Here is a 25,908-nt window from a genome sequence, read left to right on the forward strand (position 1 = left end):
GCCGCCCGCAACACAGCACGCACCGCACCCCACCATCCGGCAACCGGAGTCACGATGCCCAAGCTCATCCTCTTGCGCCACGGCCAGAGCCAGTGGAACCTCGAAAACCGCTTCACCGGCTGGTGGGATGTCGATCTGACCGAAAAGGGCGTGGCCGAGGCGCGCGCCGCGGGCGGGCTGCTCAAGGACAAGGGGGTGCTGCCCACCTGTGCCTTCACCTCGCTCCAGACCCGGGCGATCAAGACCCTGCATCTCGCGCTCGAGGAGGCCGGGCGCCTGTGGATCCCCGAAGTCAAGGACTGGCGCCTCAACGAGCGCCACTATGGCGGGCTTACCGGCCTCAACAAGGCCGAGACCGCCGCGCGCCACGGCGAGGAGCAGGTGAGGATCTGGCGCCGCTCCTTCGACGTGCCGCCCCCGCCGCTCGAGCCGGGCAGCGCCTATGATCTGTCCGCCGATCCGCGCTATGCCGGGATCGCGGTGCCCGCAACCGAGAGCCTCAAGCTCACCATCGCGCGGGTGCTGCCGTTCTGGGACAGCGCCATCCAGCCGGCGCTGGCGCGCGGCGAGACGGTGATCATCGCCGCCCACGGCAACAGCCTGCGCGCGCTGGTCAAGCACCTTTCGGGCATTTCCGATGCCGAGATCACCGCGCTCGAGATTCCCACCGGCGCGCCGATCATCTATGACTTTGCCGACGGGGCGCCACAGGGCGAGCGCTACTATCTGAAGGATGCGTGATGGACGAGGCCGGGGGCAAGGTCGCGATCGTGATGGGCAGCCAGTCCGACTGGCCTATCATGCGCTGCGCTGCCGAGGTGCTCGACGAGCTTGAGGTGCCCTATGAGGCGCGCATCACCTCGGCCCATCGCACGCCTGACCGGATGGTGGCCTTTGCCAAGGGGGCCGAGGGCGAGGGCTTCTCGGTGATCATCGCCGGGGCCGGGGGCGCGGCGCACCTGCCGGGGATGGTCGCCAGCATGACCCATCTGCCGGTGCTCGGGGTGCCGGTGCCCAGCCGCGCGCTCGCCGGCATGGACAGCCTGTTGTCGATCGTGCAGATGCCCGCCGGGGTGCCGGTGGGCACGCTGGCGATCGGCGAGGCCGGGGCGCGCAACGCCGCGCTGCTCGCCGCGGCGATCCTTGCTCTGTCGGACGAGGCCCTGTCCGAGCGCCTGCAGGACTGGCGCGCCGCCAACAGCGCCGCAGTGGCCGAGGTGCCGCACGAGGATGCCGGCGCCTGATGCTGCCGCCCGGCTCCACCATCGGCATCCTCGGCGGCGGCCAGCTCGGGCGGATGCTCGCCATGGCGGCGCTGCAGCTCGGCTATCGCTGCATCGCCTATGCCCCGCCGGGCGACAATGTCGCGGCGGATGTCTGCGCCGATTTCTTCGCCAACCGCTGGGACGATGCCCGCGCGCTCGCTGCCTTTGCCGCCAAGTGCGATGTGATCACCTGGGAGTTCGAGAACGTCCCGCTCGCCACCGTGGCGGCGCTCCCGCCCGAACGGCTGGCCTGCCCGGCGCGCGCGCTCGAGGTGGCGCAGGACCGGCTCGCGGAAAAGCGCTTCATCACCGAGCTGGGCGGCACCCCTGCGCCCCATGCCCGGGTGGCAAGCGAGGAAGACCTCGCCCGCGCGCTCGATGCCATCGGCACGCCGGGCATCCTCAAGACGGTGCGCGAGGGCTATGACGGCAAGGGCCAGTGGCGGATCGGCTCGCGGCTCGAGGGTGCCGCCCTGCGCCTGCCGGGCGTCCATTGCGTCTATGAGGGCTTCGTCACCTACGAAACCGAGTTCTCAGTGATCCTGGTGCGCGCGGCGAGCGGTGAGGTGCGCTTCTGGGATTCGCCCGCCAACCACCACGAGGGCGGGATGCTCGCCCGCTCGATCCTGCCCGCCGGCGCGCTGGTCGAGGAACAGGTGGGCGCGGCCCGCGCGCTGGCCGAAAAGGTGGCGGCGGCGCTCGGCTATGTCGGGGTCCTGTGCCTCGAGTTCTTCGCCACCCGCGCCGGGCCGGTGTTCAACGAAATGGCGCCGCGGGTGCACAATTCGGGCCACTGGACGATCGAGGGGGCAGCCACCAGCCAGTTTGAAAACCACATCCGCGCGATCTGCGGCCTGCCGCTCGGCGGCACCAAGACCCGCTTTGCTAGCATCGAGATGCGCAACATCATCGGCGAAGAAGCGCTCGCTGCCCATCAGATCCTCGCCGAGCCGGGCGAGCCGCACCTGCACCTCTATGGCAAGCGCGAGGCGCGCGCCGGGCGCAAGATGGGCCATGTCACCCGGGTGGGGCATGGGCCGGCATGAGCGGCGAGATCGTCATCATCTATGCCCGCGCCGCCAATGGCGCGATCGGCAACGAGGGCACCCTGCCCTGGCGCCTGCCGGCCGATCTCAGGCGCTTCAAGGCGCTGACCATGGGCAAGCCGATGATCATGGGGCGCAAGACCTTCGAGAGCCTGCCCGGCCTCTTGCCCGGGCGGCGCCACATCGTGCTCTCGCGCCGCGACGGCTTTGCCCCGCCGGGGGTGGAGCTTGCCGGCACCATCAGCGAGGCGCTGGCGCTGGCGCGGCGCGAGGATCCTGGCAGTGAGATCGCGGTGATCGGCGGGGCGGCGATCTATGACGTGTTCCTGCCGCTCGCCCAGCGGATCGAACTGACGCAAATCCACGCGGATTATCCGGGCGATACCTTCATGGCCGAGCCGGGCCGGGGCTGGGTGCTCGCGGCGCGCGAGGATCACGCCGCGCAAGGGGGGCATCCAGCCTTCTCCTTTCTCACCTACCGCCGCGCGGGGGCCGCCTGATGCGCTGGCTCGATCACCGCGATCCCATGCCCGAGGCGCTGCGCGGCGCGGTGATCGCACTGGGCAATTTCGATGGCTTTCACCGCGGGCACCAGGCCGTGGCGGGCGCGGCGATCGCCTGGGCCAAGGCCGAAGGGCGCCCCTCGATCATCGCCACCTTCGATCCCCATCCGGTGCGCTTCTTCAAGCCCGATGTTCCGCCCTTTCGCCTGACCACGCTCGAGCAGCGCCACGAGCTTTATCTTGCCGCCGGGGCCACGGCGATGCTGGTGTTCCACTTCGATGCCGAGCTTGCGGGCACCAGCGCCGAGGATTTCATCGCGCGCATCCTCATCCAGCGGCTCGGCGCGCACGGGGTGGTGACGGGCGCCGATTTCACCTTCGGTAGGCAAGCCAAGGGCAATGTCGCTCTGCTGCGCGGCTTCGGCGGCGAGCTGGGACTGCAATCGCGGGTGGTGGAGGCGGTGGCCGATGGGGACGAGGTGGTCTCCTCGAGCCGCATCCGCGAGGCCCTGCGCGCCGGCGATCCGCAGCTTGCCGCGCGGCTCCTCACCCGGCCCTTTGCCATCCGCGGGATCGTCGAGCACGGGGACAAGCGCGGGCGGACGATCGGCTATCCCACCGCCAATCTCAGCCTCGAGCACTATCTGCGCCCCAGATACGGCATCTATGCCGTGACCGGGCGCATCCTGGCGACGGGCGAGGTGCTCAAGGGCGCGGCCAATATCGGCATCCGCCCGCAATTCACTCCGCCGCGCGAATTGCTCGAGCCCCATTTCTTCGACTTTTCGGGCGATCTTTACGGGCAGGAGATCGAGGTCGCCTTCCATCACTACCTGCGCGGCGAGGCGCGGTTTGACAGCCTCGAGGCGCTGATCGCCCAGATGGACAAGGATTGCGCCGAGGCGCGGCGGCTTCTAAGCGCGCAGCCGCTATGACCGAAGAACCCCAGCACGCCAAACAAGCCAAGGACTATCGCGGCACGGTTTTCCTGCCGAAGACCGATTTTCCGATGAAGGCCGGCCTCCCCCAGAAGGAGCCGGGCATTGCCGCGCGCTGGGAGGAGATCGGGCTTTACCGCAAGCTGCGCGAGGCCCGCCGCGGGCGCGAGAAGTTCATCTTCCACGATGGCCCGCCCTACGCCAATGGCGACATGCATATCGGCCATGCGCTCAACCACATCCTCAAGGACATGGTGTGCCGCACCCAGAACCTGCTGGGCCGCGATGCGCCTTACGTGCCGGGCTGGGATTGCCACGGCCTTCCCATCGAATGGAAGGTCGAGGAGCAATATCGCAAGGACAAGCGGCCCAAGCCCGTGCTTGCTGGCGCGGGGCGCGATGAGGCGGCGGTCAAGGCCTTCCGCGATGAATGCCGCGCCTACGCGCAGCACTGGGTGGACGTGCAGCGCAGGCAATTGAAGCGCCTTGGCATCATGGCCGATTGGGACAATCCCTATCTCACCATGCAGAAGGAAAGCGAGGCGGTGATCGTCGCCGAGCTGTTGAAGCTGGCCGAGGCGGGGAACCTCTACCGCGGCGCCAAGCCGGTGATGTGGTCGCCGGTCGAACAGACCGCGCTGGCCGAGGCGGAGGTCGAATACGAGGACATTGTCTCCACGCAGATCGATGTCGCCTTCGAGATCGTGGAATCGCCGATCCCCGAACTGGTCGGCGCCCACGCGGTGATCTGGACGACCACGCCCTGGACGATCCCGGTCAATCAGGCGATCGCCTATGGGCCGGACGTCGACTACTTAGCGTTTACTTGGAATGGCAAAACGCTGATCTTTGCAGAACGGTTATTGCAACAAGTCTGGCTTCGGATCGCCTACCAAAAGGTTGACGGTGTCATTCAGGATCAGAAGCAGCCCCCGAAGTGGGAACCGCACGGCAAACGTATCAAAGGCAAGGACCTCGCCGGCACCTTCGTCCGCCACCCGATGCACCATCTGGGCGGCTTTTTCGCCACGAAGCGACCGCTGCTCCCCGGCGATTTCGTCACCACCGATTCGGGCACCGGCCTCGTCCACATGGCGCCCGATCATGGCGAGGACGACTTCGACCTGTGCAAGGCGAACGGGATCAACCCCGTCTTCGCGGTGATGGACGACGGGCGCTATCGCGACGATTGGCCCTGGCTCGGCGCTGCCGACGCGCGGCGCATGAGCGTGATCAACCCGAAATTCAACGCGCCCGATGGCCCGATCTGCACCGATCTCCGGGAAGCGGGCGCGCTGCTCGCCGCGAGCGCGGATTACCAGCACTCCTACCCGCATTCGTGGCGCTCCAAGGCCAAGGTGATCTTCCGCTGCACCCCCCAGTGGTTCGTGCCGATGGACCGCGATCTTGGCGATGGCACCACGCTGCGCAGCCGCGCGCTTGGCGAAATCGCGCGCGTCCACTTCACCCCCGAAAAGGGCCGCAACCGCATCGGCAGCATGGTCGAAGGCCGGCCCGATTGGGTGCTCTCCCGCCAGCGCGCCTGGGGCGTGCCGATCACCCTGTTCGTGCGGCCTGACGGCACCTATCTCAACGATTCCGCCGTCAACGCCCGCATCATCGCCGCCGTGCGCGAAGGGGGCATGGATGCGTGGAACAGCGCCAACAAGGCCGCCTTCCTCGGCCCGGACTACGACCCGGCAGAGTTCGAGATGGTCACCGACATTCTCGATGTCTGGTTCGATTCGGGCTGCACCCATGCCTTCGTGCTCGAAAGCGGGCGCTGGAGCGATCTGCGCTGGCCCGCCGATCTTTATCTCGAAGGCTCCGACCAGCACCGTGGCTGGTTCCAGTCCTCGCTGCTGCAATCCTGCGCCACCCGCGGCCGCGCGCCCTATGACCAGATCCTCACCCACGGCTTCACCATGGATGCCCAGGGCAAGAAGATGTCGAAGTCGCTCGGCAACACGGTCGATCCGATCAAGGTGATGGAGACCTATGGCGCCGACATCATCCGCCTGTGGGCCTTGAGCGTCGATTTCACCGAGGATCACCGCATCGGCGAGGAAATCCTCAAGGGCGTGGCCGACCAGTATCGCAAGCTCAGGAACACCTTCCGCTATCTTCTGGGCGCGCTCGATGGCTTTGCCGAGGCCGAGCGCGTGGCGGTGGAGACCATGCCCGCGCTCGAGCGCTACATCCTCGCGCTGCTTGGGGAGCTTGACGGCAAGCTCAGGGCCGCGGCGATCGCCTATGATTTCAACACCTACACCAGGCTTTTGATCGATTTCTGCAACGAGGATCTTTCGGCCTTCTTCTTCGATATCCGCAAGGATTGCCTCTATTGCGACGCGCCCGGCGATCCCAAGCGCCGGGCCTATCGCAGTGTGCTCGACATCCTGTTCCATGCCCTGGTGCGCTATGCCGCCCCGGTGCTGGTGTTCACCGCCGAGGAGGTCTGGCTGTCGCGCTATCCTGAAGGCGAGAGCGTCCACCTGCTCGAATGGCCCGAAGTGCCCGCGGTTGAGGCCCCGGCGGCGCGCTGGCAGGCGCTGCGGGCGCTGCGCGATGCGGTCAACGAGGCGATCGAGCCGCTGCGCCGCGACAAGGTGATCGGATCGAGCCTTGCCGCCGCGGTCGAGGTGCCCGCCGCCGCTGTGCCCGAGGGGGTGAGCGAGGCCGAACTCGCCGAGCTGTTCATCACCGCGACAGTCACCCGCGGCCATGGCGACGAGGTGAAGGTTAGGCCCACGAGCGACCACAAATGCGCGCGCTGCTGGCGCCACCTGCCCGAGGTGGCGGAAGACGGCGCGCTGTGCCGGCGCTGCACGGATGCACTCGCAGTGCTGGGCGAGACAGCGGCGTGAGCGGGCTTGTCACCCGCGCCCGCCTCATGGGCCTCGCGCTGGCCGCGCTGGTCGCGCTGGTCGATCAGGCGGTCAAGTCCTACATCACCGGCCCGCTGGCGCTGCACCAGGTGGGGCGGATCGACCTTCTGCCCTTCTTCGACCTCACCTATACCGAAAACCGCGGCATCTCGCTCGGGATGCTCCAGGCCTCGAACATGGAGATGCGCTGGCTGCTGGTGCTGCTCACCGCGGCCATCGCGCTCGGGGTGCTGGTGTGGATGCTGCGCGAGACGCGGGGGTGGGACATTGCCGGGCTGGCGCTGATCCTCGGCGGGGCGCTCGGCAATATCCGCGATCGCTATGAGCTGGGCTATGTGATCGACTATGCCGATTTCCACATCGGCAGCTTTCGCCCCTTTCTGGTCTTCAACATCGCCGATGCGGCGATTACCATCGGGGTGGTGATAATCCTTGCCCGCAGCCTGCTGCTGCGCGACAAGCCCGAGATCGAAGCCGGGGACGGCCGGCGTGGAGAGCCTGATGATGCGTAAGTTTGCCCCCCTGATCGTGCTCACCGGTGCTGCCAGCCTGCTGGCGGGCTGCGGCAGCAGCGGGATCTTCAACCGCGAGCGCCCGGATGAATTTGCGGTGCAGCGCCAGGCGCCGCTGGTGGTGCCGCCCGATTTCACCTTGCGTCCGCCCGCCCCCGGCACCGCGCGCCCGAACGAGGGCACCGCCGCCGAGCAGGCGCTCGATGCGCTGTTCGGCGGCCCGGCCCCGCGCAGCCGGGTGGAAGCCAGCGTGCTCGACCGCGCGGGCAGCGCCGCCCCGGGCATCCGCTCGCAGGTGGGCGATGCCAATACCCCCACCGTCGCCAAGGGCCGGGTGACGCGCGACATCATCGCCGCGCCGGAAGGGGACGGTGCCTCGGCCTCGACGGTGATCCCGGGCGCCTGAGCGCGCCCGATCAATCCTCGCGCACGCGGCTGACCAGCAGCTTGTCGATGCGGCGCCCGTCCATGTCCACGACCTCGAAGCGCCAGCCCTGATCGGTGAAGTGCTCGCCCTCGCTCGGCAGCTTGCGCAGCACCGAGAGGGCATAGCCCGCCGCGGTGCCGAACTCGCGGTCCTCGCCATATTCGAGTCCCAGCCGGTCCGCCAGCGCATCGGCCGAAAGCGATCCTGAAACCAGAAGCGAGCCATCCTCGCGCTCGACCACGCTGGGCAGGTCGCCATCATCGCTGTCGCTGGCGAAATTGCCGACGATCGCGGTGAGCAGGTCAACCGGGGTGACGATGCCCTCGAAATGGCCGTATTCGTCGGTCACCGCCGCCATCGCCACCTCGGCGGCCTGGAGCACCCGCAGCGCGTCCATGGCATCGAGCTGGTCGGGCACCACCTCGAGCCGGCGCATCATCTCCCGGATCGCCACCACCTCGCCCGCCACCAGCCGGGCAAGCACGTCGCGCACCTTGACCACGCCGAGGATCGTATCGGGCGAGCCTTCGGCCACCGGCAGCAGCGAATGCGAGCTTGCGGCGATGGTCTTGCGGATCTCGGCCAAGTCGGCATCGGCATCGATCCAGTCAACCTCGGTGCGCGGGGTCATCAGCTCGCGCACCGGGCGTTCGGCAAGCCGCACCACGCCCGTGAGGAGCTGGCGCTGCTCGGCCTCGATCACGCCCGAGCGCGTCGCCTCGGCAAAGATCATCTGCAATTCCTCGGCGGTGACCGAAGGCTCGTTGCGCCCGCGCACGCCGAGCAGCCGCAGCACCGCGGCCGAGCTGCGATCGAGCAGCCAGACGAGCGGCGCCGCCGCCCGGGCGAGAAAGGCCATCGGGCGCGCCATCACCAACGACACCGGCACCGCGGCGCGCAGCGCCAGCTGCTTGGGCACCAGCTCGCCGATGATGAGGCTGGCATAGGTGGTGAGCGTGATCACCAGGGCAAAGCCGAGGCTTTCGGCATAGGGCTGGGGCACGCCGAGAAGCGCCAGTCGCTCGCCCACCGGCGCGCCGAGGCTCGCACCCGAATAGGCCCCGGCAAGAATGCCGATGAGGGTGATGCCGATCTGCACGGTCGAGAGGAACTTGCCGGGGTCGGCGGCGAGGCCAAGCGCCACCCGCGCGCTTGCCGATCCGGCCTCGGCCCTGGCCTCGAGCGCGCTGGTCTTGGCCGAGACGATCGCCAGTTCGGACATGGCGAAGACCCCGTTGAGCACCACCAGGGCAAGGATGAGGACAAGGTCGGACCACGGAAAGGATGTCACTCCGCAAGCGCTAGCACAATCGCGCGCGCTTGCCAGCCGGGCATTCGCGGCGCCGGGCGGCGCGGCGCAGGCGCCGTTCAAGCCCGGTCAAGGTTAGCCGGGGCAGGACGAGGTCACCCCAGGGGCCTTGAAGCGATTGCCGCCGGCACGGCGCCATGGCATCGTGGCCCCGCGAGTGAGGGAGGAGAAATATGACAATTTCAAGGATTTTGCTCTCGGGCACGGCAGCGCTGGCGCTGCTCGGCACCAGCGCCTGCGTCACCGATCCCAACACCGGCGAGAAGAAGGTCTCGCGCACCGCGATCGGCGCCGGGCTGGGCGGCACGCTCGGCTATCTGCTCGGCGGGGCGATCGGCGGCGATACCGGGCGCATCATCGGTGCGGGGATCGGCGGCTCGGCCGGGGCAGTGATCGGCAAGCAGTATGACGACCAGATCCGCGAACTGAAGGAACAGACCGCGGGCAGCGGGGTCGATGTCGAGGAGATCGGCAACCAGGATGCGATCCTCGTGCGCCTGCCCGATGGCGTCACCTTCGCCACCGGCTCGGCCAGCATCAACCCGGGCTTTTACGACACGCTCAACGCGGTCGCCGAGACGCTGATCAAGTATCCCAACAGCCTGATCGACGTCTATGGCTTCACCGACACCACCGGCTCGCCCGATTTCAACCAGCGCCTGTCCGAACAGCGCGCCCAGGCGGTGGCCGATTACCTCGCCGCGCGCGGGGTGGCGCGGGCGCGGATGGCGACCCGCGGCTACGGCGAGCAGTATGAATATCTGCGCATCAAGACCGGCGACAATGTCAACGAACCGCTCAACCGCCGGGTCGAGATCAAGATCATTCCCGTCAGCCAGGACGACGTGAACCGCGCCCGGGCCGGGCGCTGAGGACGCGAGGCGCGGGAGCGGGGCGGGAGCGGGGCGGGGGCCGGGCGCCCTCGCCCCGCTCAGCCGTGCCTGAGCGCCGCGGCCCTGGCGGCGAGGCGCGCGACCGCTGCGGCATGGATCGCGGGCGAGCACACCAGCACCCCGAAATCGCGCGGATCGTGCTTGTTGTAGGCGAGCGGGCGGCCGAAGGCATCGGTCACCTCGGCCCCGGCCTCGCGCGCGATCAGCGCCGCCGCGGCGATGTCCCACTCATAGCCCCAGCGCAGCGTGGCGACGAGATCGGCGCGGTCATCGGCGACCATGGCGATGCGCAGCGCGATCGAATTGGGCTGTTCGACCGCGACGAGATCGGCATCCTCGCGCGGCAGGCTGTGCGCCGGCACCCGCGCCCCGGCAAAGCATGTGCGCGTGCTCGCCCGGATCGGCAGGTTGTTGCGCCGCGCCCCCTGGCCTGCCACCGCCACCCATTCCTCGCCCCGCGCCGGGGCCACCAGCATCCCGATCAGCGGACGGCCCGCGCTCACCAGCGCCACCGACACCGCCCAGCCATCGCGCCCGCGCACATAATCGCGGGTGCCATCGATCGGATCGACCAGCCAGATGAGGCCGCTCTGGGTGCGGGTCTTGTCATCGGCGGTTTCTTCCGAAAGCCAGGCTGCCGAGGGCAGCAGCCGGCCAAGCTCGCGCTTCAAGAAGCGATCAACCTCAAGATCGGCCTCGCTCACCGGGTTGCCGGGGCTCTTGTCCCAGCTTGAAAGGGCATGGCCCGCGCCCGGCCAGCGCGCCGCGGCGATGCGGCCCGCCTCGCGGACAATGGAGTGAAAGCGCTCGCGGTCGATCATGGCTGGCAATCTTGAGAGGCCCTGCTGTTGGCCCTGCCAAGGGCACTTTTCAAGTGGGGCGATCCGTGCTTAGGCCGCGCCCGCAACCACCTCTCCCGCACAGCCACGCATGAAAGGGATCGACACGCCATGAACATCCACGAATACCAGGCCAAGGAGCTGCTCGCCAAAGCCGGGATCGCGGTTCCCGCGGGCTATCCGGCGCTCAGCGTTGCCGAGGCGGTCGAAGCCGCGAAGAAGCTCCCCGGGCCGCTCTATGTGGTCAAGGCGCAGATCCACGCCGGCGGGCGCGGCAAGGGCAAGTTCAAGGAGCTTGGCCCCGATGCCAAGGGCGGGGTGCGCCTCGCCAAGAGCCTCGAGGAGGTCGAGGCCCATGCCCGCGAGATGCTGGGCAACACCCTGGTGACGGTGCAGACCGGCGAGGCGGGCAAGCAGGTCAATCGCCTCTACATCACCGACGGGGTCGATATCGCCAGGGAATATTACCTCTCGCTGCTGGTCGATCGCGCGAGCGGGCGGGTGGCCTTCGTGGTCTCGACCGAAGGGGGCATGGATATCGAGGCGGTGGCGCACGAGACGCCGGAGAAGATCACCACCTTCACCATTGATCCGGCCCAGGGCTTCATGCCGCACCATGGCCGGGCGGTGGCCTATGCGCTCAAGCTCAAGGGCGATCTCAACAAGCAGGCCCAGTCGCTCGCGCGCCAGCTTTACGAGGCCTTCATCGCCAATGACTGTTCGATGCTCGAGATCAACCCGCTGGTCGAGACTGCCGATGGCAAGCTCACCGTGCTCGATGCCAAGATGAGCTTCGATTCGAACGCGCTCTACCGCCACCCCGAGATCGAGGCGCTGCGCGACGAGACCGAGGAAGACCCGGCCGAGATCGAGGCCAGCAAGTATGACCTCGCCTATATCAAGCTCGATGGCAATATCGGCTGCATGGTCAATGGCGCCGGCCTTGCCATGGCGACCATGGACATCATCAAGTTGAACGGCGCCTTCCCGGCCAACTTCCTCGATGTCGGCGGCGGCGCCACCACCGAGAAGGTGACCGCGGCGTTCAAGATCATCCTCAAGGACCCGGCGGTCGAGGGCATCCTCGTCAACATCTTCGGGGGGATCATGAAGTGCGACGTGATCGCCAACGGGATCGTGCAGGCGGCCAAGGAGGTGAACCTGCAGGTGCCGCTGGTGGTGCGGCTCGAGGGCACCAATGTCGAACAGGGCAAGGCGATCCTCGCCAATTCGGGCCTGGCGATTGTGCCGGCTGACAACCTTGGCGATGCGGCGCAGAAGATCGTCGCGGAAGTGCGCAAGAAGGCCGCCTGAACCGGAGCGGCCAGGGCCGCGCCCGCGCTCATACAAACGGGCGCGGCGTACGTATCGGTTTTGCGCGAGGGCGTCGCCGCCCCGCCGCGGCTTGACGTTTACGTAAACGCAAGCTAGGCGGGCGGCCGAGGCCCCTGCGCCGCCGTGATTCTGTTGAGAGGAAGGACAAGCCCCATGAAGATCCTCGTCCCCGTCAAGCGGGTGATCGATTACAACGTCAAGCCGCGGGTCAAGGCCGACGGCAGCGGCGTTGACCTTGCCAATGTCAAGATGAGCATGAACCCCTTCGACGAGATCGCGGTCGAGGAAGCCATCCGCCTCAAGGAAAAGGGCAAGGCGAGCGAGATCGTCGCCGTTTCCATCGGCCCGGCCAAGGCGCAGGAAACGCTGCGCACCGCGCTCGCCATGGGGGCGGACCGGGCGATCCTCGTCCAGACCCCCGATGAGGTCGGCGCCGAGGTCGAGCCGCTCGCCGTGGCCAAGATCCTCAAGGCGATCGCCGATGAGGAACAGCCCGGCCTCATCATCCTTGGCAAGCAGTCGATCAGCGACGATTCCAACCAGACCGGGCAGATGCTCGCCGCGCTGATGGGCCGTCCGCAGGGCACCTTTGCCAACACCGTCGAGGTCGAGGGCGATCACGTGATCGTCAAGCGCGAGGTCGATGGCGGCCTCCAGACCGTCAAGCTCGCCCTGCCCGCGATTGTCACCACCGACCTGCGTTTGAACGAGCCGCGCTATGCCTCGCTGCCCAACATCATGAAGGCCAAGCAGAAGCCGCTCGCCACCAAGACCCCGGCCGATTACGGCGTCGATATCACCCCGCGGCTGACCACCCTCAAAGTCAGCGAACCCCCGGTGCGCCAGGCCGGCATCAAGGTCGCCGACGTTGCCGAGCTGGTCGAGAAGGTCAAGGCGCTCGGCATCGCCTGAGCGGCCCCGCGCAAGTTGAGAGGACATTCCCCATGAAGACTCTGGTTCTGGTCGAACATGACAATGCCAAGCTGAGCGACGCCACGCTGCCCGTGGTGACGGCGGCGGGCAAGCTGGGCGAGGTGCACCTGCTCGTGGCCGGGCACAATTGCGGTGCGGTGGCCGAGGCGGCGGCGAAGATCGCGGGCGTGGCCAAGGTGCTGGTGGCCGACGATGCGGCCTATGCCCACGGCCTTGCCGAGAACGTCGCCCCGCTGGTGGCCCAGCTGATGGGCGATTACGACGCCTTCCTTGCGCCCGCCACCACCAGCGGCAAGAACATCGCCCCGCGCGTTGCCGCGCAGCTTGACGTGATGCAGATTTCGGAAATCCTCTCGGTTGAAGGCCCCAAGACCTTCACCCGCCCGATTTATGCCGGCAATGCCATCGCCACGGTCGAATCGTCCGATCCCAAGCTGGTGATCACCGTGCGCGGCACCGCCTTCGAGAAGGCCGCGGCCGAGGGTGGTTCGGCCCCGATCGAAGCCGTCACCGGCCCCGGCGATGCCGGCACCTCGAGCTTTGTCGGTTCGGAGATCGCCAAGAGTGAGCGGCCCGAGCTCACCAGCGCCAAGGTGATCGTTTCGGGCGGGCGCGCGCTCAAGGATGCCGAGACCTTCGCCGCGGTCATCACCCCGCTCGCCGACAAGCTCGGCGCCGCGATCGGCGCGAGCCGCGCGGCAGTGGATGCGGGCTATGTGCCCAATGACTACCAGGTCGGCCAGACCGGCAAGATCGTCGCCCCGGAAGTCTATTTCGCCATCGGCATCTCGGGCGCGATCCAGCACCTTGCGGGCATGAAGGATTCCAAGGTCATCATCGCCATCAACAAGGACGAGGACGCACCGATCTTCCAGGTGGCGGACATCGGCCTTGTGGCCGATCTCTACCAGGCCGTGCCCGAGCTGACGGCGGCGCTGTAAGCGCTTGAACGCAAAAGACTTTGAAATGCAAGAAACCTCCGGCAGTCTGGCCTGACTGTCGGAGGTTTTTTGTGCGCCATTTCCTTGCTGCCTTTGCCGCTCTTGCCTGTGCGACGCCTCTGTGCGCCGCACCCGCCACTGTCGCGATGCCCACCGGCGGTTGGGTAAGTTCCTCCGAAGGCGGGCTGTGCCGGGTGCAGCGCGCCTTCGCGGCGGATGGGCGAGCGCACCTCCTGATCCTCGAGCAGAACGCGCCGGACCGGGCGGTTGGAATCGCGCTCGCCGGGCCATCGCTGGCGAGCTTTCGCCCCGAGACGCCGCTGCGGGTGCGCTTTGCCGCGGATCGCGCCGGGTTCGAGACAAGGGCGCGGATCGAACCCAACAGCCAGTTCGGCCAGGTCGTTGTGATCGAGGGCGTATGGCTCGGCAACACCCTGCCGCAGCGCGACGGCAACCGCAGCCACATTGATGTGGCGCTGGCAGAGCACGTTGATCGGATCGCGGTGGCGCAGGGGAGCGGCGAGGTAGGCTTCGCCACCGGCGCGCTGGGCGATGCCGCCAGGGCCCTCAATGCCTGCACCGCGCAGATCATGCGGGGCTGGGGCCTCGATCCCGAGGTGCAATACCGCCTGCAACGCTCTGCCGCCCCTGTCGACGCCGATCGGATGATGAAGCGGCTGCGCAAGGCCTATGCGCGCCCGGCGCTGCGCGCCTTGCAGCAGGGCACCATCGACTTGGTGGTGTTCACCGATGCGCTTGGCAAGGCCCGCGATTGCCGGTTGCTGGTCGCGACCGGCTATGAAGCGCTCGACAAGGCGATGTGCGCCGCGGCGATGAACGAAGGCTTCACTCCGGCGCTCGGCGCCGACGGTCAGGCGACGGCTTCCTTTTGGCGGCTGCGCACGCGTCTGCGGGTGGCCTTCTCGGGATAGGGCCGCGGCGACAGGCGGCTACAACACCCCCGTCAGCGCGTGGAGCAGCATCCCGACGAGGCCGCCCACCAGCGTGCCGTTGATGCGGATGAATTGCAGGTCGCGGCCCACCGCGCCTTCCACCCGCGCGGTGATGGTGGTGGTGTCCCAGCGCTTGACCGTCTCTGACACCAGCCGCACGATCTGGTCGCCATAGCGGGTGGCCACGCCCACCACGGTGCGCCGGGCAAAGCGGTTGATCTGCTCCTGCAGCCGCGCATCGGTGGCCAGCGCCTCGCCCAGTTCGGCGAGCATCTGGCGCATCTCCGCCCCCATCTGGCTTTCCGGATCGCGCGCGCGGCGGATCAGCGACTGGCGGATGCGTTCCCACACCCCCGTCCACCATTCGGCCACCGCCGGGTTGGCGATGAGATCGCGCTTCATCGCCTCCACCCGGGCGCGGGTCTCGGGATCGTGCTGGAGGTCGTGGCCGAGCTTGGCCAGCCCCTCCTCGATCTTGGCGCGCAAGGGATGGTCAGGGTGCACCAGCACCTCAGCGAGCAGCTTGTAGAGCCCGTCGAGCACGCTTGCGGAGATGGTCTTGTCCAGCCCCGCCCAGCGCAGCACCCCCGCGACGCGCTGGTGGATGATCTCGCGCAGCGTCTCCTCATTGTCCTCGATCGTGAGGCCCGCCCAGCGCACGAAGCCGTCGATCAGCGGCTGGTGGCGGCGATCGGCCATCGCCATCTCGATCATCCGCCCGGCGAGCGGGGCGATGTCGAGCCGGGCAAGCTGCCCCGCCAGCCCGGCGCGCACCTGCTGGCCGAGCCGGTCGGGATCGAGGCTCTCGAGCACCTCGGCGAGCAGTTCCGCCGCGCCGCTGGTGATGCGCGAACGCGCGTCCGCGCCGCCGCGTGCGGGTGAGGCGGCGAGAAACTCCCCCGCCGCCCGGGCAATGTTCATCCCCGCCATGCGCCGCGCCACCACCGCCGGGGTGAGGAAGTTCTCGCGCAGGAAGGCGGCCATGGTGTCGGCGATGCGGTTCTTGTTCTCCGGGATGATCGCGGTGTGCGGGATCGGCAGGCCCAGCGGATGGCGGAACAGCGCGGTCACGGCGAACCAGTCGGCGAGCCCGCCCACCATCGCCGCCTCGGCAAAGGCGTTGACATAGCCCCAGGCCGGATGCCCGCTGGTCGCCAACCCATGGGTGGCGATGAACAGGGCGGCCATGGCGGCGAGCATTGCGGTCGCGGTCCAGCGCATCCGCCGCGCGCGGTCTTGGGAAATCGGCTGGCCGCGCAAGGTCAGCGGCGGCAGGGATCGGCGTGCCATGGGCCTTGCCTTAGAGACTTTTGCCGGCGGGGGGAATCACCCGCTCGCCCGCGCCAGCCGCGCCTATTCGGCCGGCTCGGCCCCGGCTTCGCCCGCAGCGCCCACCCCGGCAGTGCCGGCGGTCGGGGCGCGCGCCTCGTCACCCGGCCGGTAGGTGAGAAAGCGCGTGCGCAGCCACGGGCCGACGCGCTTCTCAAAGCCATCAGCAAGGCTGAAGCCCGCCGGCACGATCAGCAGCGTCAGCAGGGTCGAAAGCGTCAGCCCGCCGATCACCACGATCCCCATGGGCTGGCGCCAGGCTCCGTCGCCCGAAAGCGACAGCGCCACCGGCACCATGCCTGCGGTCATCGCCACGGTGGTCATCACGATCGGCTGGGCGCGCTTGTGCCCGGCATCCATGATCGCCTCGAGCTTGGGAATGCCCTTGTTCATCTCCTCGATGGCAAAGTCGATCAGCAGGATCGAGTTCTTCGAGACGATCCCGAGCAGCAGCAGGATGCCGATATAGACGGGCATCGATTGCGGCTGGCCGAGCAGCCAGATCAGCAGCACCCCGCCCAGCGGCGCCAGCGCCAGCGAGGTCATGTTGACGAGCGGGCTCATCAACCGCTTGTAGAGCAGCACCAGCACCGCAAACACCAGCAGCACGCCCGAGATGATGGCGATGAGGAGGCTGACGATCAGTTCCTGCTGCCACTTGTCCTCGCCCACCACGTCGCGGATCACGCCCACGGGCAGGTTCTTGAGGATCGGCAGGGCATCGATCTGGGCCTGGGCCTCGCCCTTGAGCACGCCCGCGGCAAGGTCGGCGCCCACCAGCACCCGGCGGTTCTGGTTGTAGCGCTGGATCGCGGTGGGGCCGGAGCCGAAGCGGATCTCCGCCACCCGGCTCAAGGGCACCGAGCCGCCGTTGATGGTCGGCACCGGCAGGTTCTCGATCGTGCTGAAGTCGCTGCGCGCCTCGGTCGAGAGGCGCACCTTGATCGGAATCTGCCGATCGGAGAGCGAGAAGCGCGCGGCGTTCTGCTCGATCTCGCCCAGGGTGGCGATGCGGATCGCCTGCGAGAGCGCCGCGGTGGTGACGCCGAGTTCGGCGGCGATCTCCTTGCGCGGGATGATGACGATCTCGGGCCGGTTGAGATCGGCGCTGATGCGCGGGGCGATGATGGTGTCGAGCCCTTTCATCTGCTCGACCAGTTCGGCCGCGGTCTTCTCGAGCAGCACCGGATCGGAGCCGGCCAGCATCACCGTGATGTCACGGCCCGAGCCGAAGCCGGCGCTCTGCGACTGGAAGCGCACCCGGGCATCGGGGATACGCGCGAGTTCCGGCGCGAGTTCGCGCTCGAAATCATAGGATGTGCGGCTGCGGTCATCGCGCAGCTTGATGAAGATGGTCGAGCTTTCGCCCAGGCGGATGCGCTCGAGCAGGCGCTCGACATCCGGGTCCTGGCGCAGGCGCGCGGCCACCCCGTTGACCAGCCGCTTGGCCTCAGCCAGCGTGGTCCCGGGCACCATCTCGATCTCCACCCGGCTGTTCTCGTCATCGATGGTGGGCTGGAACTGCGGCGGCAGCTGGCCGAACAGCTTGATCGCCAGCAGCAGCGAGAACCAGCCAACGGCGAGCATCCACACCCGGTGATCATAGAAGCGCGCGGCCAGATAGCGCATCGCCCCGGCCAGCCGCCCGGCCCCGCGCGCCGGCCATTCGATCAGCTTGAAGGTGGCAAGCCCCGCGCCAAAGGCGAGCACCGAGACCACCAGCAGCTGCACCACCTCGAACAGCTTGAGCACCACCTTGTGGGCAAGGCCATAGGAATCGTGCGAGACCGCCGCGGCGATCTGCTTGGGCAGATTGAGCGACCAGACCAGATCAAAGCCGATGAAGAACGCCGCCGCGGTGGCGCCGAGCAGCGCCAGCACGGCAAGGAGCAGCCCGATGACATAGGCCGCGCGCCGCCGCGGCGGGGCGATCCCGGCGCGCATCGCGCGCATCTTGCCGGTATCGAGCGTCCAGGCCAGCACCTTCAGGTAGCGGTCCATCCACTTGCCGCCGCCATGTTCAGCAGGGCCGTGCGCGGCGAGGAAATAGGCCGCCATCAGCGGGGTCACCATGCGCGCCACCGCAAGGCTCATCAGCACCGCGACCACCACGGTAAGCCCGAAGTTCTGGAAGAACTGCCCGGAAATCCCCGGCATCAGGCCCACCGGCAGGAACACCGCAACGATGCAGAAGCTGGTGGCCACCACCGGCAGGCCGATCTCGTCAGCCGCATCGATCGCGGCCTGATAGGCGGTCTTGCCCATGCGCATGTGGCGCACGATGTTCTCGATCTCGACGATCGCATCGTCGACCAGCACGCCCGCGACCAGCGCGAGCGCGAGCAGCGAGAGGAAGTTGAGGTTGAAGCCGAGCAGATCCATGAACCAGAAGGTCGGGATCGCCGAGAGCGGGATCGCCACCGCGCTGATGAAGGTCGCCCGCCAGTCGCGCAGGAACAGGAACACCACCACCACCGCCAGCACCGCGCCTTCGACCAGCGCCCAGATCGAGGACTTGTACTGCCCGCGGGTGTAGTTGGTGGAGGTGGACAGCTTGATGAACTTGACCCCCGGGGTCTCGGCCTCGATCTTGTCCATCTCCGCCACCGCCGCATCATAGACGGCAAGGTCAGACGCGCCGCGAGCGCGGTTCATGTAGAAATTGACCACTTCCTGGCCATTCACCTCGCTGATCGAGGTGCGCTCGGAATAGCCATCGCGCACCTCGGCGACATCGCCGAGGCGCACCGCGCGTCCGCCGCCGAGCTGGATCTGCAATTGCGACAGCTCGTAGGCGCTCTTGCTGTTGCCGAGCACGCGCAGCGACTGGCGCGTGCCGCCGACTTCGGCAAGGCCGCCGGCGGCATCGAGATTGACCTGCCGCAGGACATTGTTGATCTGCGCCGCGGTCACCCCGAGCGCCTGCATCCGCGCCGGATCGAGGATCACCTCGATCTCGCGATCGACCCCGCCGAAGCGGCCGACCTCGGCGAGCCCCGGGATCTTGAGCAGGCGCTTGGCGACGGTGTCGTCGATGAACCAGCTCAATTGCTCGATCGTCATGTCCTTCGCTTCGACCGCGACATAGCCGATCGGCTCGCCCACCGCGTTTACCTTGTTGATCCGCGGCTCGAGGATGCCCTCGGGCAGGCTGCCGCGCACCGAGCCGATCGCGGTGGTCACCTCGCTCAGCGCATCGGTGACATCGGTGCCGATCTCGAATTCGACGAAGGTGATCGAATTGCCTTCGCGCGCGGTCGACTGGATCGAGACCACCCCGTTGATCGAGCGCACCGCGCTTTCCACCCGCTGGGTGATCTGGTTCTCGATCTCGGTCGGCGAGGCGCCGGGCTGCGAGATGTTGACGATCACCGCCGGGAACTCGACATCCGGGTTGTTGGTCACGTCCATGCGCAGGAAGCTGACCACCCCGGCGAGCAGGAGCGCGGTGAAGAACACCAGCGGGATCACCGGGTTGCGAATCGACCAGGCGGAGATGTTGCGAAGGCTCATGGCTGAACGCCCCGGTTGACGCGGGTGACAGGGTGACCCGGCAGGATCATGACTTGGCCGGCTGCGGATTGACGCTTTCTCCCGGGGTGAGGAAGCCGCCGGCGCGCAGCACCACGCGCTCGCGCCCGGTCAGGCCCTCGGTCACCACCACCCCGCGCGGGGTGACCATCCCGGTCTTGACCGGCCGGCGCTCGGCCTTGTTGTCCTTGTCCACCACATAGACGAAGCTGCCCTGGGCATCGGCCAGCACCGCGCTTTCGGGCAGGATCGTGGCGGTCAGAGTGCCGCTGCTGATGCGCGCCGTGGCAAAGCCGCCGGGGCGCAGCTCGGGCGCCCAGGCAAGCGCGATGCGCGCGGTGCCCTGGCGCGTGGTCTGATCGATCACCGGAGAAAGCTGCCAGATCTGCCCGGTGAACTGCTTGTCCGATCCGGTCGGGATCACGGTGACGCTGGCACCCTTGGGCAGGCGCGCGAGCTGATCTTCGCTGAGGCGCGCGAGCAGCTCCATCTCGCCGCCGCGGGCAATGGTGAACAGCGCCCCCGAGCCCGGCCCCACGGTCTGGCCCGGCTCGACATTGCGGGTCAGCACATAGCCCGCTGCCGGGGCATAGATGTTGAGCCGCTGGTTGCGGGCGCGCAGCTCGCGCAGCTGCGCCTCGGCCACCTTGACCCGGGCCACCGCGGCATCGCGGGTCGCGGTCAGGCGATCGACATCGGCCTTGGAAACAAAGCCGCGCGCCACCAGCTGCAGGGCGCGGTCAAGATTGGCCTGGGCCAGATTGGCATCGGCGCGGGCCACCTCGATCTGCGCGGCCTGGGCCTCGGCCTGCTGGGTCTGCACCGAACGGTCGATCACCGCGAGCACCTCGCCGGCTTCGACCCACTCGCCTGCATCGACGGTGACGCGCACCACTTGCCCGCCCTCGCCCACGACGCCCACCGGCATCGGGCGGCGCGCGGCGAGCGTGCCGGGCGCCTCGATCTCGCCGGTGACGGTGGTGGTGCCGGGAATGATGACGGTGACCGAAGGGGCCTGCGAACGGTCATCCCCGGCGGGCACGGGCTCGCCCCCGGCGAGCGCGAACCACGCCGCGATCGCCAGCAACAGGCCGATGAGGCCGAGCCCGGCATAGATCAGCCAGCGCGGAAAGGCCGGGCCTTCGCGCAGGCGCGCCCCGGCAAGCTCGCTGCTCACCCCCTCGGCAAGATCGGCCGTGATGCTGGTCTCGTAATTCATCGCCATTCCCTCACCCGGGCCGCCCGCCCACTGGCAGGACGCAGCTTCCCAAGTGTATTACCCCTGTAAGTCACTATGCGCAACTGATAGGCGCCGCCGGCGCCTGCGGCAATGCGCGCATCGACCGGCGACTTCCCATCTAGACGAAGGGCAAGCCGCCCCGGTTCCCGCAAGCGCGCGCAACCGGGGCGGCGCCGCGCTCAGCGCAGCTTGCCGCGCTGCATCAGGTTGAGGATGCCGAGCAGCACCACCGCGCCCACCAGCGCGCCGAGCACGCCCGACCAGTCCGGCGGCCAGGCGCCGATGGTGCCCCCTCCCAGCAGGAACGAGAGCAGGCTGTTGCCGATGAACGAGCCGACGATCCCCACGATCACGTTGAGCACCATGCCCATCGATTCGTCACGCTTCATGATCAGGCTGGCAAGCCAGCCGATCACCCCGCCCATGATGATGAACCAGATGAATCCCAGCATTGTGACAATCTCCCTCCTCGGCCCGCGACCGGGGTGGCCGGGGCCAGGGGGGGTATGCCCGGCAAAGCCAGCAAGGGCAATGGCTTGGCCCTTTCCGGAGCGGGGTTTGCGGGGATTGCGAGGCGGGGCGGGCGCGCCGCGGCGGCGGGCGCCTCAATATTTCTGCTGGCGCTGGTAGAGTTCGCGGTAGTGCTGAAGCTTGGTCACGCGCAGGCCGTGCATGCCCGAACGATCGACCGCGCGCTGCCACGAGGCGAATTCCTCGAGCGTCAGGCGATAGCGCGCCAAGGCCTCATCGAGGCTCAAAAGCCCGCCATTGACCGCGGCCACGACCTCGGCCTTGCGCCGCACCACCCAGCGCTTGGTGTCGGGCGGCGGCAGGTCGGCCAGGGTCAGCGGCTCACCGAGCGGGCCGATCACCTGGGCAGGGCGGATGTCCTGGTTCTCAATCATTGCACGTCTCTCGCATCGCCGCCGGCGGCGTCGGGCATGGCGCCTGCCTCCGGGCCGGGGCGGTTTGCATCACTGGCCGCGATCATGGCGTCCAAGATTTTAGATTGTCCTAAAGCATCAGGGTTAATTGCCCTTTCACCATCCGCGATGAGGGCGAAATAGCGCGCCGCGGCATCGGCGAAGCTGGCGGCGACCGGCTCGATCGGGGCCTGGCGCTCGCTGCGCAGCAGCAGGCGCAGATCGCGCGCGGCGTTGAGCCGGGCGGTGAGTTCGCTCCAGGCGAGCGCGCGCAGCGCCTCGCCCGCGCGCCGCGCCGGAGGCGGGCGGTGGCCTGGGCTGCGGGCAGCTGCAAGGGGACTCGCTTTCTCGAACATCACCCCCCTGCCTAGAGCGCCAGAGTCAAGATCGGGTAAAGGCGCCGTTTACCCGGGCTTAGCAATCCGCCGCCCGCGCCGGCGTGCGGCGGCACTGGCGCGCGGCGCGGCCAAAAGCTATGGCGCTCGCGCATGAGCGCCCCCCTTCGCCTTGAGCCTGACCTGATGCCCCGCGCCGAGGCCGCCGCGCTGTTCGATCTGCCGCGCCCCGCCGCCGATTGCCGGATCGTGGTGGCGATGAGCGGCGGGGTCGATTCCTCGGTGGTCGCAGCCCTTGCCCAGGCGAGCGGCGCCGAGGTGATCGGGATCACGCTCCAGCTTTACGATTATGGCGCCGCCACCGGGCGCAAGGGCGCCTGCTGCGCCGGCGATGACATCCGCGATGCCCGCGCCGTGGCCGATCGGCTGGGGATCGCGCATTATGTCTTCGATCACGAAAGCGCCTTTCGCGAGGAGGTGGTCGAGGCCTTCGCCGACGAATATCTCGCCGGGCGCACCCCTGTCCCCTGCATCCGCTGCAACATGGGGCCCAAGTTCACCGATCTTTTCGCCATGGCGCGCGAGCTCAGGGCCGATTGCCTGGCCACCGGGCACTATGTGCGCCGGGTGATGGGCGGGCACGGCCCCGAGCTGCACCGCGCCTGCGATCCGGCGCGCGACCAGTCCTATTTCCTCTATGCCACCACCGAAGCGCAGCTGTCCTTCCTGCGCTTTCCGCTGGGCGGGATGGACAAGCGCGCGGTGCGCGCGCTGGCCGAGGCGGCGGGCCTCAGGAACGCCGCCAAGCCCGATTCGCAGGATATCTGCTTCGTGCCCGATGGCGATTATGCCCGGGTGGTGACACGCCTGCGCCCCGAGGCCGCCGCGCCGGGGCGGATCGTCCACGCCGCCACCGGCGAGACGCTGGGCACGCATCAGGGGATCATCCATTTCACCGTGGGCCAGAGGAAGGGCCTGGCCATCGGTGGGCAGGCCGAGCCGCTCTATGTCATCGGGATCGATGCCGAGACGCGCGAGGTGCGGGTGGGGCCGCGGCGGATGCTGGGGGTGAGCGCCGCCCATCTGGTCGAGACCAACCGCATCGGGGCGCTGCCCGATGCGCCGCTCACCGCCAAGGTGAGGAGCCTGGCCAAGCCCGTGCCGGTCACGCTCGATGGCCCGCTGGGTGAGGGCAGGGCCACCACCATCCGCTTTGCCGCGCCCGAATATGGCGTCGCCCCAGGGCAGGCGGCGGTGCTCTATGCCGGCGAGCGGGTGGTGGGCGGCGGCTGGATCGCCGGAACCGATCCGGCGGAAGGCTGAGCCGCCGCTGCCGCGCGCGCCTCAATCCTCCCAGGGATCGAGCACGCAGCCATAGCCCGGCTTGAGGCGCGCGGTTTCCTCGGCCACCAGCGGGAAGCGCGCGGTGACGCTTTTGTCCGCCGCATCCTCGCGCAGCGTCACCAGTTCCATGCCGGCGAGCTTGTCCTTGGCGCAGTCTTCAAGGCTGCGCCCGGCAACGAAGCGGCACGAGCAGGCGACCCGGGCGGAATAGGCCGCGGCAATCGTGCCATAGCCGGTGATCGGGGCGCGATAGACGAAGGCGGCAAGCGCGAGCGCGATCAGCCCGGCAGCCGCCAGCCACAGGCCCCAGCGCCGCGAGGGGCGCGCCGTTGCCGCAGGAAAATTCGCCATTGCCAAGCCTTTCCGGTTGGGGAATGGGGGGGGGCGATGCCCCGCCCAAGCCCCGTCCTTAACCGCGCCGCCGCGCTCGCGCCAGCCCTGCTCGTGATGGCGGGGTGCAGCGCTGGAACCCCGGCGGAAAGGCCCCCGCTCACCGAGGCCGCCCGCGCCGCGGTGAGCGCCAATGCCGGGGCCCCGCGCGAGCAATTGGCACGCGAGATCGACGATCTTTTCACCCTGCCTGGCCTTGGCGAAACCCGCGCGGTGGTGGTGATCGCCGATGGCAAGCTTGCCGCCGAACGCTATGCCCCCGGCTATGGTCCGCAGACGCGCTTTGTCAGCTGGTCGATGGCAAAGACGGTGACCGCGGTGCTCATCGGCCTGCTCGTGGCCGATGGCAAGCTCAGCCTCGATGCCCCCGCCCCGGTGCCGCTGTGGCAGCGCCCCGGCGATCCGCGCGCCGAGATCACCCTGCGCCACCTGCTGCAGATGCGCAGCGGGCTGCGCCACACCGAAAGCGGCGATCCGCCCTATGAATCGAGCGAGGTGAGGATGCTGTTCCTCGACGGGCGCGATAACATGGCCAAATGGGCCGAAGAACAGCCGCTCGAGGCCGAGCCGGGTGCCAAGTTCGAATATTCCTCGAACACCAGCGTGATCCTTGCCGATATCGCCGCGCGTGCGCTCACCCCCAGCACCAGCCCCGAGGCGCGGCGCAAGGCCGTGGCCGACTATCTCCAGCTGCGCCTGTTCGGCCCCTTGGGCATGACCAGCATGGTGCCCGAGTTCGATGCTTCAGGCACGCTGATCGGCGGCAGCCTGATGCACGCCAGCGCGCGCGATTGGGCGAAGTTCGGGGAGTTCCTGCGGCGCAAGGGCCGCGCCCCGAGCGGCGAGCAGCTGGTGCCACAGCGCTGGATCGAGGCGATGGTCACCCCCAGCCCGGTGCGCGCCAATTATGGGTTTCAGATCTGGCTCAACCGCCCGCTGCCCGAAGGCGAGGAGCAGCCGCTGTTCCCCGACCGCGCGCCCCGCAGCCTGTTTGCGATGATCGGCCACATGGGCCAATATGTGCTGGTCTCGCCCCAGCAGCGCGTCACGCTGGTGCGGCTCGGCCATTCGGATGACAAAGAGCGCCCACCGATGCTCCAGCAGGCCGCCGACGTGCTCGCGCTCTATCCGGATTCCTGAGGTTCCGGGCGCCATCCGGCGCCCGGTCCTCGCTAGGCGCGCAGCAAGCTGCGCCCGCTGCGGGCGGGCGGTTGCCCTTGCGGTCGCTGCGCGACCGATCAGAGATAGAAGCTGCCCGCGACCACGGTGACGCAGGGCCCGCCAAGCCACACCCGCGCGCCATCGCGCCTGAGCGTGAGATCGCCGCCGCGCGCCGAGGCCTGGTGCGCGCTCATCCGATCACGCCCCAGCCGCTTGCCCCAGAAGGGCGCGAGCACGGCATGGGCCGAGCCGGTGACCGCATCCTCGTCCACCCCCGCGCCGGGCACGAACACCCGGCTGACGATATCGGTCTTCTCCCCAGGCGCGGTGCAGATGAACTGGTCTGGCCCCAGGGCACCGAGCGCGCGCAGATCGGGCGCGAGGGCGCGCACCGCCGCTTCGCTTTCGAACAGGAAGATGTTGTAGCGATCGGTATTGCGCCACACCTCCAGCGGCGCTGCACCGAGGAGCGCGATTGCCTCGGGGTATTCGCCCGGCGCGGTCGGGATCGCCGGGAGCGCCAGTTCATAAGCAGCGCCGGCGCGCACCACCTCGAGAATGCCCGCCTGGCGGGTGCGGAAGGTGACGCGCGCGCCCCCGCCTTGCGTGAGCAGGACATGCCCCGCGGCCAGCGTCGCATGGCCGCACAGCGCCACCTCGCAGGCCGGGGTGCACCAGCGCAGCTCCCAATCCGCCGCGCCGCTGCAATCGCGCACCACGAAGGCGGTTTCGGCAAAGAGGTTTTCTGCGGCGATGGCGATCAGCTCGGCATCGGGGAGCCATGCCTCGAGCACCATCACCGCCGCCTGATTGCCGCCAAAGGGCCGCGCGGCGAAGGCATCGACGTGCCAATAGGGGATGGTCTGCGCCATG

At 68.5% G+C, this 25,908-nt stretch carries 25 protein-coding genes; 15 read left to right on the forward strand and 10 right to left on the reverse strand.

What is annotated here, in order from left to right; all coding sequences use genetic code 11:
* Nucleotides 1–54: 54 nt before the first annotated feature.
* Genes gpmA through G524_RS0107675 form a run of 8 tightly spaced genes read left to right on the forward strand, consistent with a single transcriptional unit; the run spans nucleotide 55 to nucleotide 7,558 of the window.
* A complete protein-coding gene (gpmA, locus tag G524_RS0107640) occupies nucleotides 55–741 on the forward strand; it encodes a 2,3-diphosphoglycerate-dependent phosphoglycerate mutase (RefSeq protein ID WP_027443187.1) in 687 nt (228 codons plus the stop codon).
* The gene (gene purE / locus G524_RS0107645; protein WP_027443188.1) at nucleotides 741–1,244 is read left to right on the forward strand and encodes a 5-(carboxyamino)imidazole ribonucleotide mutase; all 504 of its coding nucleotides are present in this window, start codon (nucleotides 741–743) and stop codon (nucleotides 1,242–1,244) included. Before gpmA ends, purE begins: the two co-directional genes overlap by 1 nt.
* The gene (locus G524_RS0107650) at nucleotides 1,244–2,311 is read left to right on the forward strand and encodes a 5-(carboxyamino)imidazole ribonucleotide synthase (protein ID WP_027443189.1); all 1,068 of its coding nucleotides are present in this window, start codon (nucleotides 1,244–1,246) and stop codon (nucleotides 2,309–2,311) included. The genes purE and G524_RS0107650 overlap by 1 nt, the downstream gene beginning before the upstream one ends.
* Entirely contained in the window at nucleotides 2,308–2,811 is a 504-nt protein-coding gene (locus G524_RS0107655) for a dihydrofolate reductase (RefSeq protein ID WP_027443190.1), read from the forward strand. Before G524_RS0107650 ends, G524_RS0107655 begins: the two co-directional genes overlap by 4 nt.
* Nucleotides 2,811–3,749 carry a bifunctional riboflavin kinase/FAD synthetase gene (locus G524_RS0107660; protein ID WP_027443191.1) on the forward strand — a complete coding sequence of 313 codons (939 nt, stop codon included), beginning with the start codon at nucleotides 2,811–2,813 and terminating at the stop codon, nucleotides 3,747–3,749. Before G524_RS0107655 ends, G524_RS0107660 begins: the two co-directional genes overlap by 1 nt.
* The gene (ileS, locus tag G524_RS0107665) at nucleotides 3,746–6,619 is read left to right on the forward strand and encodes an isoleucine--tRNA ligase (protein ID WP_027443192.1); all 2,874 of its coding nucleotides are present in this window, start codon (nucleotides 3,746–3,748) and stop codon (nucleotides 6,617–6,619) included. Before G524_RS0107660 ends, ileS begins: the two co-directional genes overlap by 4 nt.
* Nucleotides 6,616–7,152 carry a signal peptidase II gene (lspA, locus tag G524_RS0107670; RefSeq protein ID WP_027443193.1) on the forward strand — a complete coding sequence of 179 codons (537 nt, stop codon included), beginning with the start codon at nucleotides 6,616–6,618 and terminating at the stop codon, nucleotides 7,150–7,152. The genes ileS and lspA overlap by 4 nt, the downstream gene beginning before the upstream one ends.
* Nucleotides 7,145–7,558: a DUF3035 domain-containing protein gene (locus G524_RS0107675; protein ID WP_027443194.1), complete on the forward strand. Its 414-nt coding sequence runs from the start codon at nucleotides 7,145–7,147 to the stop codon at nucleotides 7,556–7,558. Before lspA ends, G524_RS0107675 begins: the two co-directional genes overlap by 8 nt.
* Before the next feature lie 10 nt (nucleotides 7,559–7,568).
* Here the strand turns inward: G524_RS0107675 and G524_RS0107680 are convergent, their stop codons facing one another.
* On the reverse strand, nucleotides 7,569–8,870 hold the full coding sequence (locus tag G524_RS0107680) for a hemolysin family protein (protein ID WP_027443195.1): 1,302 nt from the start codon (nucleotides 8,868–8,870) through the stop codon (nucleotides 7,569–7,571).
* A gap of 191 nt (nucleotides 8,871–9,061) precedes the next feature.
* Between G524_RS0107680 and G524_RS0107685 the strand changes: the two genes are divergently transcribed.
* Nucleotides 9,062–9,760, forward strand: coding sequence for a YiaD family glycine zipper/OmpA-like lipoprotein (locus tag G524_RS0107685; protein WP_027443196.1), 699 nt, complete (start codon nucleotides 9,062–9,064; stop codon nucleotides 9,758–9,760).
* 59 nt (nucleotides 9,761–9,819) lie between these two features.
* Here G524_RS0107685 and G524_RS0107690 read toward each other — a convergent pair whose 3' ends face one another.
* Complete coding sequence (locus tag G524_RS0107690; RefSeq protein ID WP_027443197.1) at nucleotides 9,820–10,602, reverse strand: 3'(2'),5'-bisphosphate nucleotidase CysQ; 783 nt, start codon at nucleotides 10,600–10,602, stop codon at nucleotides 9,820–9,822.
* A 129-nt stretch (nucleotides 10,603–10,731) separates the two neighbouring features.
* On the opposite strand from G524_RS0107690, the gene sucC reads away from it, so the two are divergent.
* From sucC to G524_RS0107710, 4 genes are all read left to right on the forward strand, one after another.
* Nucleotides 10,732–11,934 (forward strand): ADP-forming succinate--CoA ligase subunit beta, encoded by a 1,203-nt coding sequence (gene sucC, locus G524_RS0107695; RefSeq protein WP_027443198.1) that lies wholly within the window; start codon nucleotides 10,732–10,734, stop codon nucleotides 11,932–11,934.
* A 174-nt stretch (nucleotides 11,935–12,108) separates the two neighbouring features.
* A complete protein-coding gene (locus G524_RS0107700; RefSeq protein ID WP_027443199.1) occupies nucleotides 12,109–12,867 on the forward strand; it encodes an electron transfer flavoprotein subunit beta/FixA family protein in 759 nt (252 codons plus the stop codon).
* Nucleotides 12,868–12,899: 32 nt separating this feature from the next.
* Complete coding sequence (locus G524_RS0107705) at nucleotides 12,900–13,829, forward strand: electron transfer flavoprotein subunit alpha/FixB family protein (protein WP_027443200.1); 930 nt, start codon at nucleotides 12,900–12,902, stop codon at nucleotides 13,827–13,829.
* Between the two features lie 146 nt (nucleotides 13,830–13,975).
* Nucleotides 13,976–14,761: an energy transducer TonB gene (locus tag G524_RS0107710; RefSeq protein WP_027443201.1), complete on the forward strand. Its 786-nt coding sequence runs from the start codon at nucleotides 13,976–13,978 to the stop codon at nucleotides 14,759–14,761.
* Between the two features lie 18 nt (nucleotides 14,762–14,779).
* On the opposite strand, the gene G524_RS0107715 is transcribed toward G524_RS0107710, so the two are convergent.
* From G524_RS0107715 to G524_RS15275, 6 genes are all read right to left on the reverse strand, one after another.
* Complete coding sequence (locus G524_RS0107715) at nucleotides 14,780–16,072, reverse strand: DUF445 domain-containing protein (protein WP_027443202.1); 1,293 nt, start codon at nucleotides 16,070–16,072, stop codon at nucleotides 14,780–14,782.
* Nucleotides 16,073–16,135: 63 nt separating this feature from the next.
* Entirely contained in the window at nucleotides 16,136–19,624 is a 3,489-nt protein-coding gene (locus G524_RS0107720) for an efflux RND transporter permease subunit (RefSeq protein WP_027443203.1), read from the reverse strand.
* Nucleotides 19,625–19,670: 46 nt separating this feature from the next.
* On the reverse strand, nucleotides 19,671–20,861 hold the full coding sequence (locus tag G524_RS0107725; RefSeq protein ID WP_027443204.1) for an efflux RND transporter periplasmic adaptor subunit: 1,191 nt from the start codon (nucleotides 20,859–20,861) through the stop codon (nucleotides 19,671–19,673).
* 200 nt (nucleotides 20,862–21,061) lie between these two features.
* Nucleotides 21,062–21,334: a GlsB/YeaQ/YmgE family stress response membrane protein gene (locus tag G524_RS0107730; RefSeq protein WP_036857632.1), complete on the reverse strand. Its 273-nt coding sequence runs from the start codon at nucleotides 21,332–21,334 to the stop codon at nucleotides 21,062–21,064.
* 153 nt (nucleotides 21,335–21,487) lie between these two features.
* Complete coding sequence (gene sciP, locus G524_RS0107735; RefSeq protein ID WP_027443206.1) at nucleotides 21,488–21,787, reverse strand: CtrA inhibitor SciP; 300 nt, start codon at nucleotides 21,785–21,787, stop codon at nucleotides 21,488–21,490.
* Entirely contained in the window at nucleotides 21,784–22,161 is a 378-nt protein-coding gene (locus tag G524_RS15275; RefSeq protein ID WP_036857633.1) for a hypothetical protein, read from the reverse strand. The genes sciP and G524_RS15275 overlap by 4 nt, the downstream gene beginning before the upstream one ends.
* A 132-nt stretch (nucleotides 22,162–22,293) precedes the next feature.
* Between G524_RS15275 and mnmA the strand changes: the two genes are divergently transcribed.
* Nucleotides 22,294–23,463: a tRNA 2-thiouridine(34) synthase MnmA gene (mnmA, locus tag G524_RS0107745; RefSeq protein ID WP_051220982.1), complete on the forward strand. Its 1,170-nt coding sequence runs from the start codon at nucleotides 22,294–22,296 to the stop codon at nucleotides 23,461–23,463.
* A 21-nt stretch (nucleotides 23,464–23,484) separates the two neighbouring features.
* On the opposite strand, the gene G524_RS0107750 is transcribed toward mnmA, so the two are convergent.
* The gene (locus G524_RS0107750; RefSeq protein WP_027443208.1) at nucleotides 23,485–23,835 is read right to left on the reverse strand and encodes a hypothetical protein; all 351 of its coding nucleotides are present in this window, start codon (nucleotides 23,833–23,835) and stop codon (nucleotides 23,485–23,487) included.
* Between the two features lie 36 nt (nucleotides 23,836–23,871).
* Here G524_RS0107750 and G524_RS0107755 point away from each other — a divergent pair, with 36 nt between their 5' ends.
* Nucleotides 23,872–25,014, forward strand: a complete 1,143-nt coding sequence (locus G524_RS0107755) for a serine hydrolase domain-containing protein (protein WP_027443209.1) — start codon at nucleotides 23,872–23,874, stop codon at nucleotides 25,012–25,014.
* A gap of 98 nt (nucleotides 25,015–25,112) precedes the next feature.
* On the opposite strand, the gene G524_RS0107760 is transcribed toward G524_RS0107755, so the two are convergent.
* On the reverse strand, nucleotides 25,113–25,907 hold the full coding sequence (locus tag G524_RS0107760) for a PhzF family phenazine biosynthesis protein (RefSeq protein WP_027443210.1): 795 nt from the start codon (nucleotides 25,905–25,907) through the stop codon (nucleotides 25,113–25,115).
* Nucleotide 25,908 lies beyond the last annotated feature (1 nt).

The organism is Erythrobacter cryptus DSM 12079 (assembly GCF_000422985.1).
GTDB classification, from domain to species: Bacteria; Pseudomonadota; Alphaproteobacteria; order Sphingomonadales; family Sphingomonadaceae; genus Erythrobacter; species Erythrobacter cryptus.

Bases quoted from the DNA above. Each gene is read 5' to 3' on its own strand.
- gpmA (WP_027443187.1), top strand. From the start codon at position 55: ATGCCCAAGCTCATCCTCTTGCGCCACGGCCAGAGCCAGTGGAACCTC.
- purE (WP_027443188.1), top strand. From the start codon at position 741: ATGGACGAGGCCGGGGGCAAGGTCGCGATCGTGATGGGCAGCCAGTCC.
- G524_RS0107650 (WP_027443189.1), top strand. From the start codon at position 1,244: ATGCTGCCGCCCGGCTCCACCATCGGCATCCTCGGCGGCGGCCAGCTC.
- G524_RS0107655 (WP_027443190.1), top strand. From the start codon at position 2,308: ATGAGCGGCGAGATCGTCATCATCTATGCCCGCGCCGCCAATGGCGCG.
- G524_RS0107660 (WP_027443191.1), top strand. From the start codon at position 2,811: ATGCGCTGGCTCGATCACCGCGATCCCATGCCCGAGGCGCTGCGCGGC.
- ileS (WP_027443192.1), top strand. From the start codon at position 3,746: ATGACCGAAGAACCCCAGCACGCCAAACAAGCCAAGGACTATCGCGGC.
- G524_RS0107675 (WP_027443194.1), top strand. From the start codon at position 7,145: ATGCGTAAGTTTGCCCCCCTGATCGTGCTCACCGGTGCTGCCAGCCTG.
- G524_RS0107685 (WP_027443196.1), top strand. From the start codon at position 9,062: ATGACAATTTCAAGGATTTTGCTCTCGGGCACGGCAGCGCTGGCGCTG.
- G524_RS0107690 (WP_027443197.1), bottom strand. From the start codon at position 10,602: ATGATCGACCGCGAGCGCTTTCACTCCATTGTCCGCGAGGCGGGCCGC.
- sucC (WP_027443198.1), top strand. From the start codon at position 10,732: ATGAACATCCACGAATACCAGGCCAAGGAGCTGCTCGCCAAAGCCGGG.
- G524_RS0107700 (WP_027443199.1), top strand. From the start codon at position 12,109: ATGAAGATCCTCGTCCCCGTCAAGCGGGTGATCGATTACAACGTCAAG.
- G524_RS0107705 (WP_027443200.1), top strand. From the start codon at position 12,900: ATGAAGACTCTGGTTCTGGTCGAACATGACAATGCCAAGCTGAGCGAC.
- G524_RS0107710 (WP_027443201.1), top strand. From the start codon at position 13,976: ATGCCCACCGGCGGTTGGGTAAGTTCCTCCGAAGGCGGGCTGTGCCGG.
- G524_RS0107715 (WP_027443202.1), bottom strand. From the start codon at position 16,072: ATGGCACGCCGATCCCTGCCGCCGCTGACCTTGCGCGGCCAGCCGATT.
- G524_RS0107720 (WP_027443203.1), bottom strand. From the start codon at position 19,624: ATGAGCCTTCGCAACATCTCCGCCTGGTCGATTCGCAACCCGGTGATC.
- G524_RS0107725 (WP_027443204.1), bottom strand. From the start codon at position 20,861: ATGAATTACGAGACCAGCATCACGGCCGATCTTGCCGAGGGGGTGAGC.
- G524_RS0107730 (WP_036857632.1), bottom strand. From the start codon at position 21,334: ATGCTGGGATTCATCTGGTTCATCATCATGGGCGGGGTGATCGGCTGG.
- sciP (WP_027443206.1), bottom strand. From the start codon at position 21,787: ATGATTGAGAACCAGGACATCCGCCCTGCCCAGGTGATCGGCCCGCTC.
- G524_RS15275 (WP_036857633.1), bottom strand. From the start codon at position 22,161: ATGTTCGAGAAAGCGAGTCCCCTTGCAGCTGCCCGCAGCCCAGGCCAC.
- mnmA (WP_051220982.1), top strand. From the start codon at position 22,294: ATGAGCGCCCCCCTTCGCCTTGAGCCTGACCTGATGCCCCGCGCCGAG.
- G524_RS0107750 (WP_027443208.1), bottom strand. From the start codon at position 23,835: ATGGCGAATTTTCCTGCGGCAACGGCGCGCCCCTCGCGGCGCTGGGGC.
- G524_RS0107755 (WP_027443209.1), top strand. From the start codon at position 23,872: ATGCCCCGCCCAAGCCCCGTCCTTAACCGCGCCGCCGCGCTCGCGCCA.
- G524_RS0107760 (WP_027443210.1), bottom strand. From the start codon at position 25,907: ATGGCGCAGACCATCCCCTATTGGCACGTCGATGCCTTCGCCGCGCGG.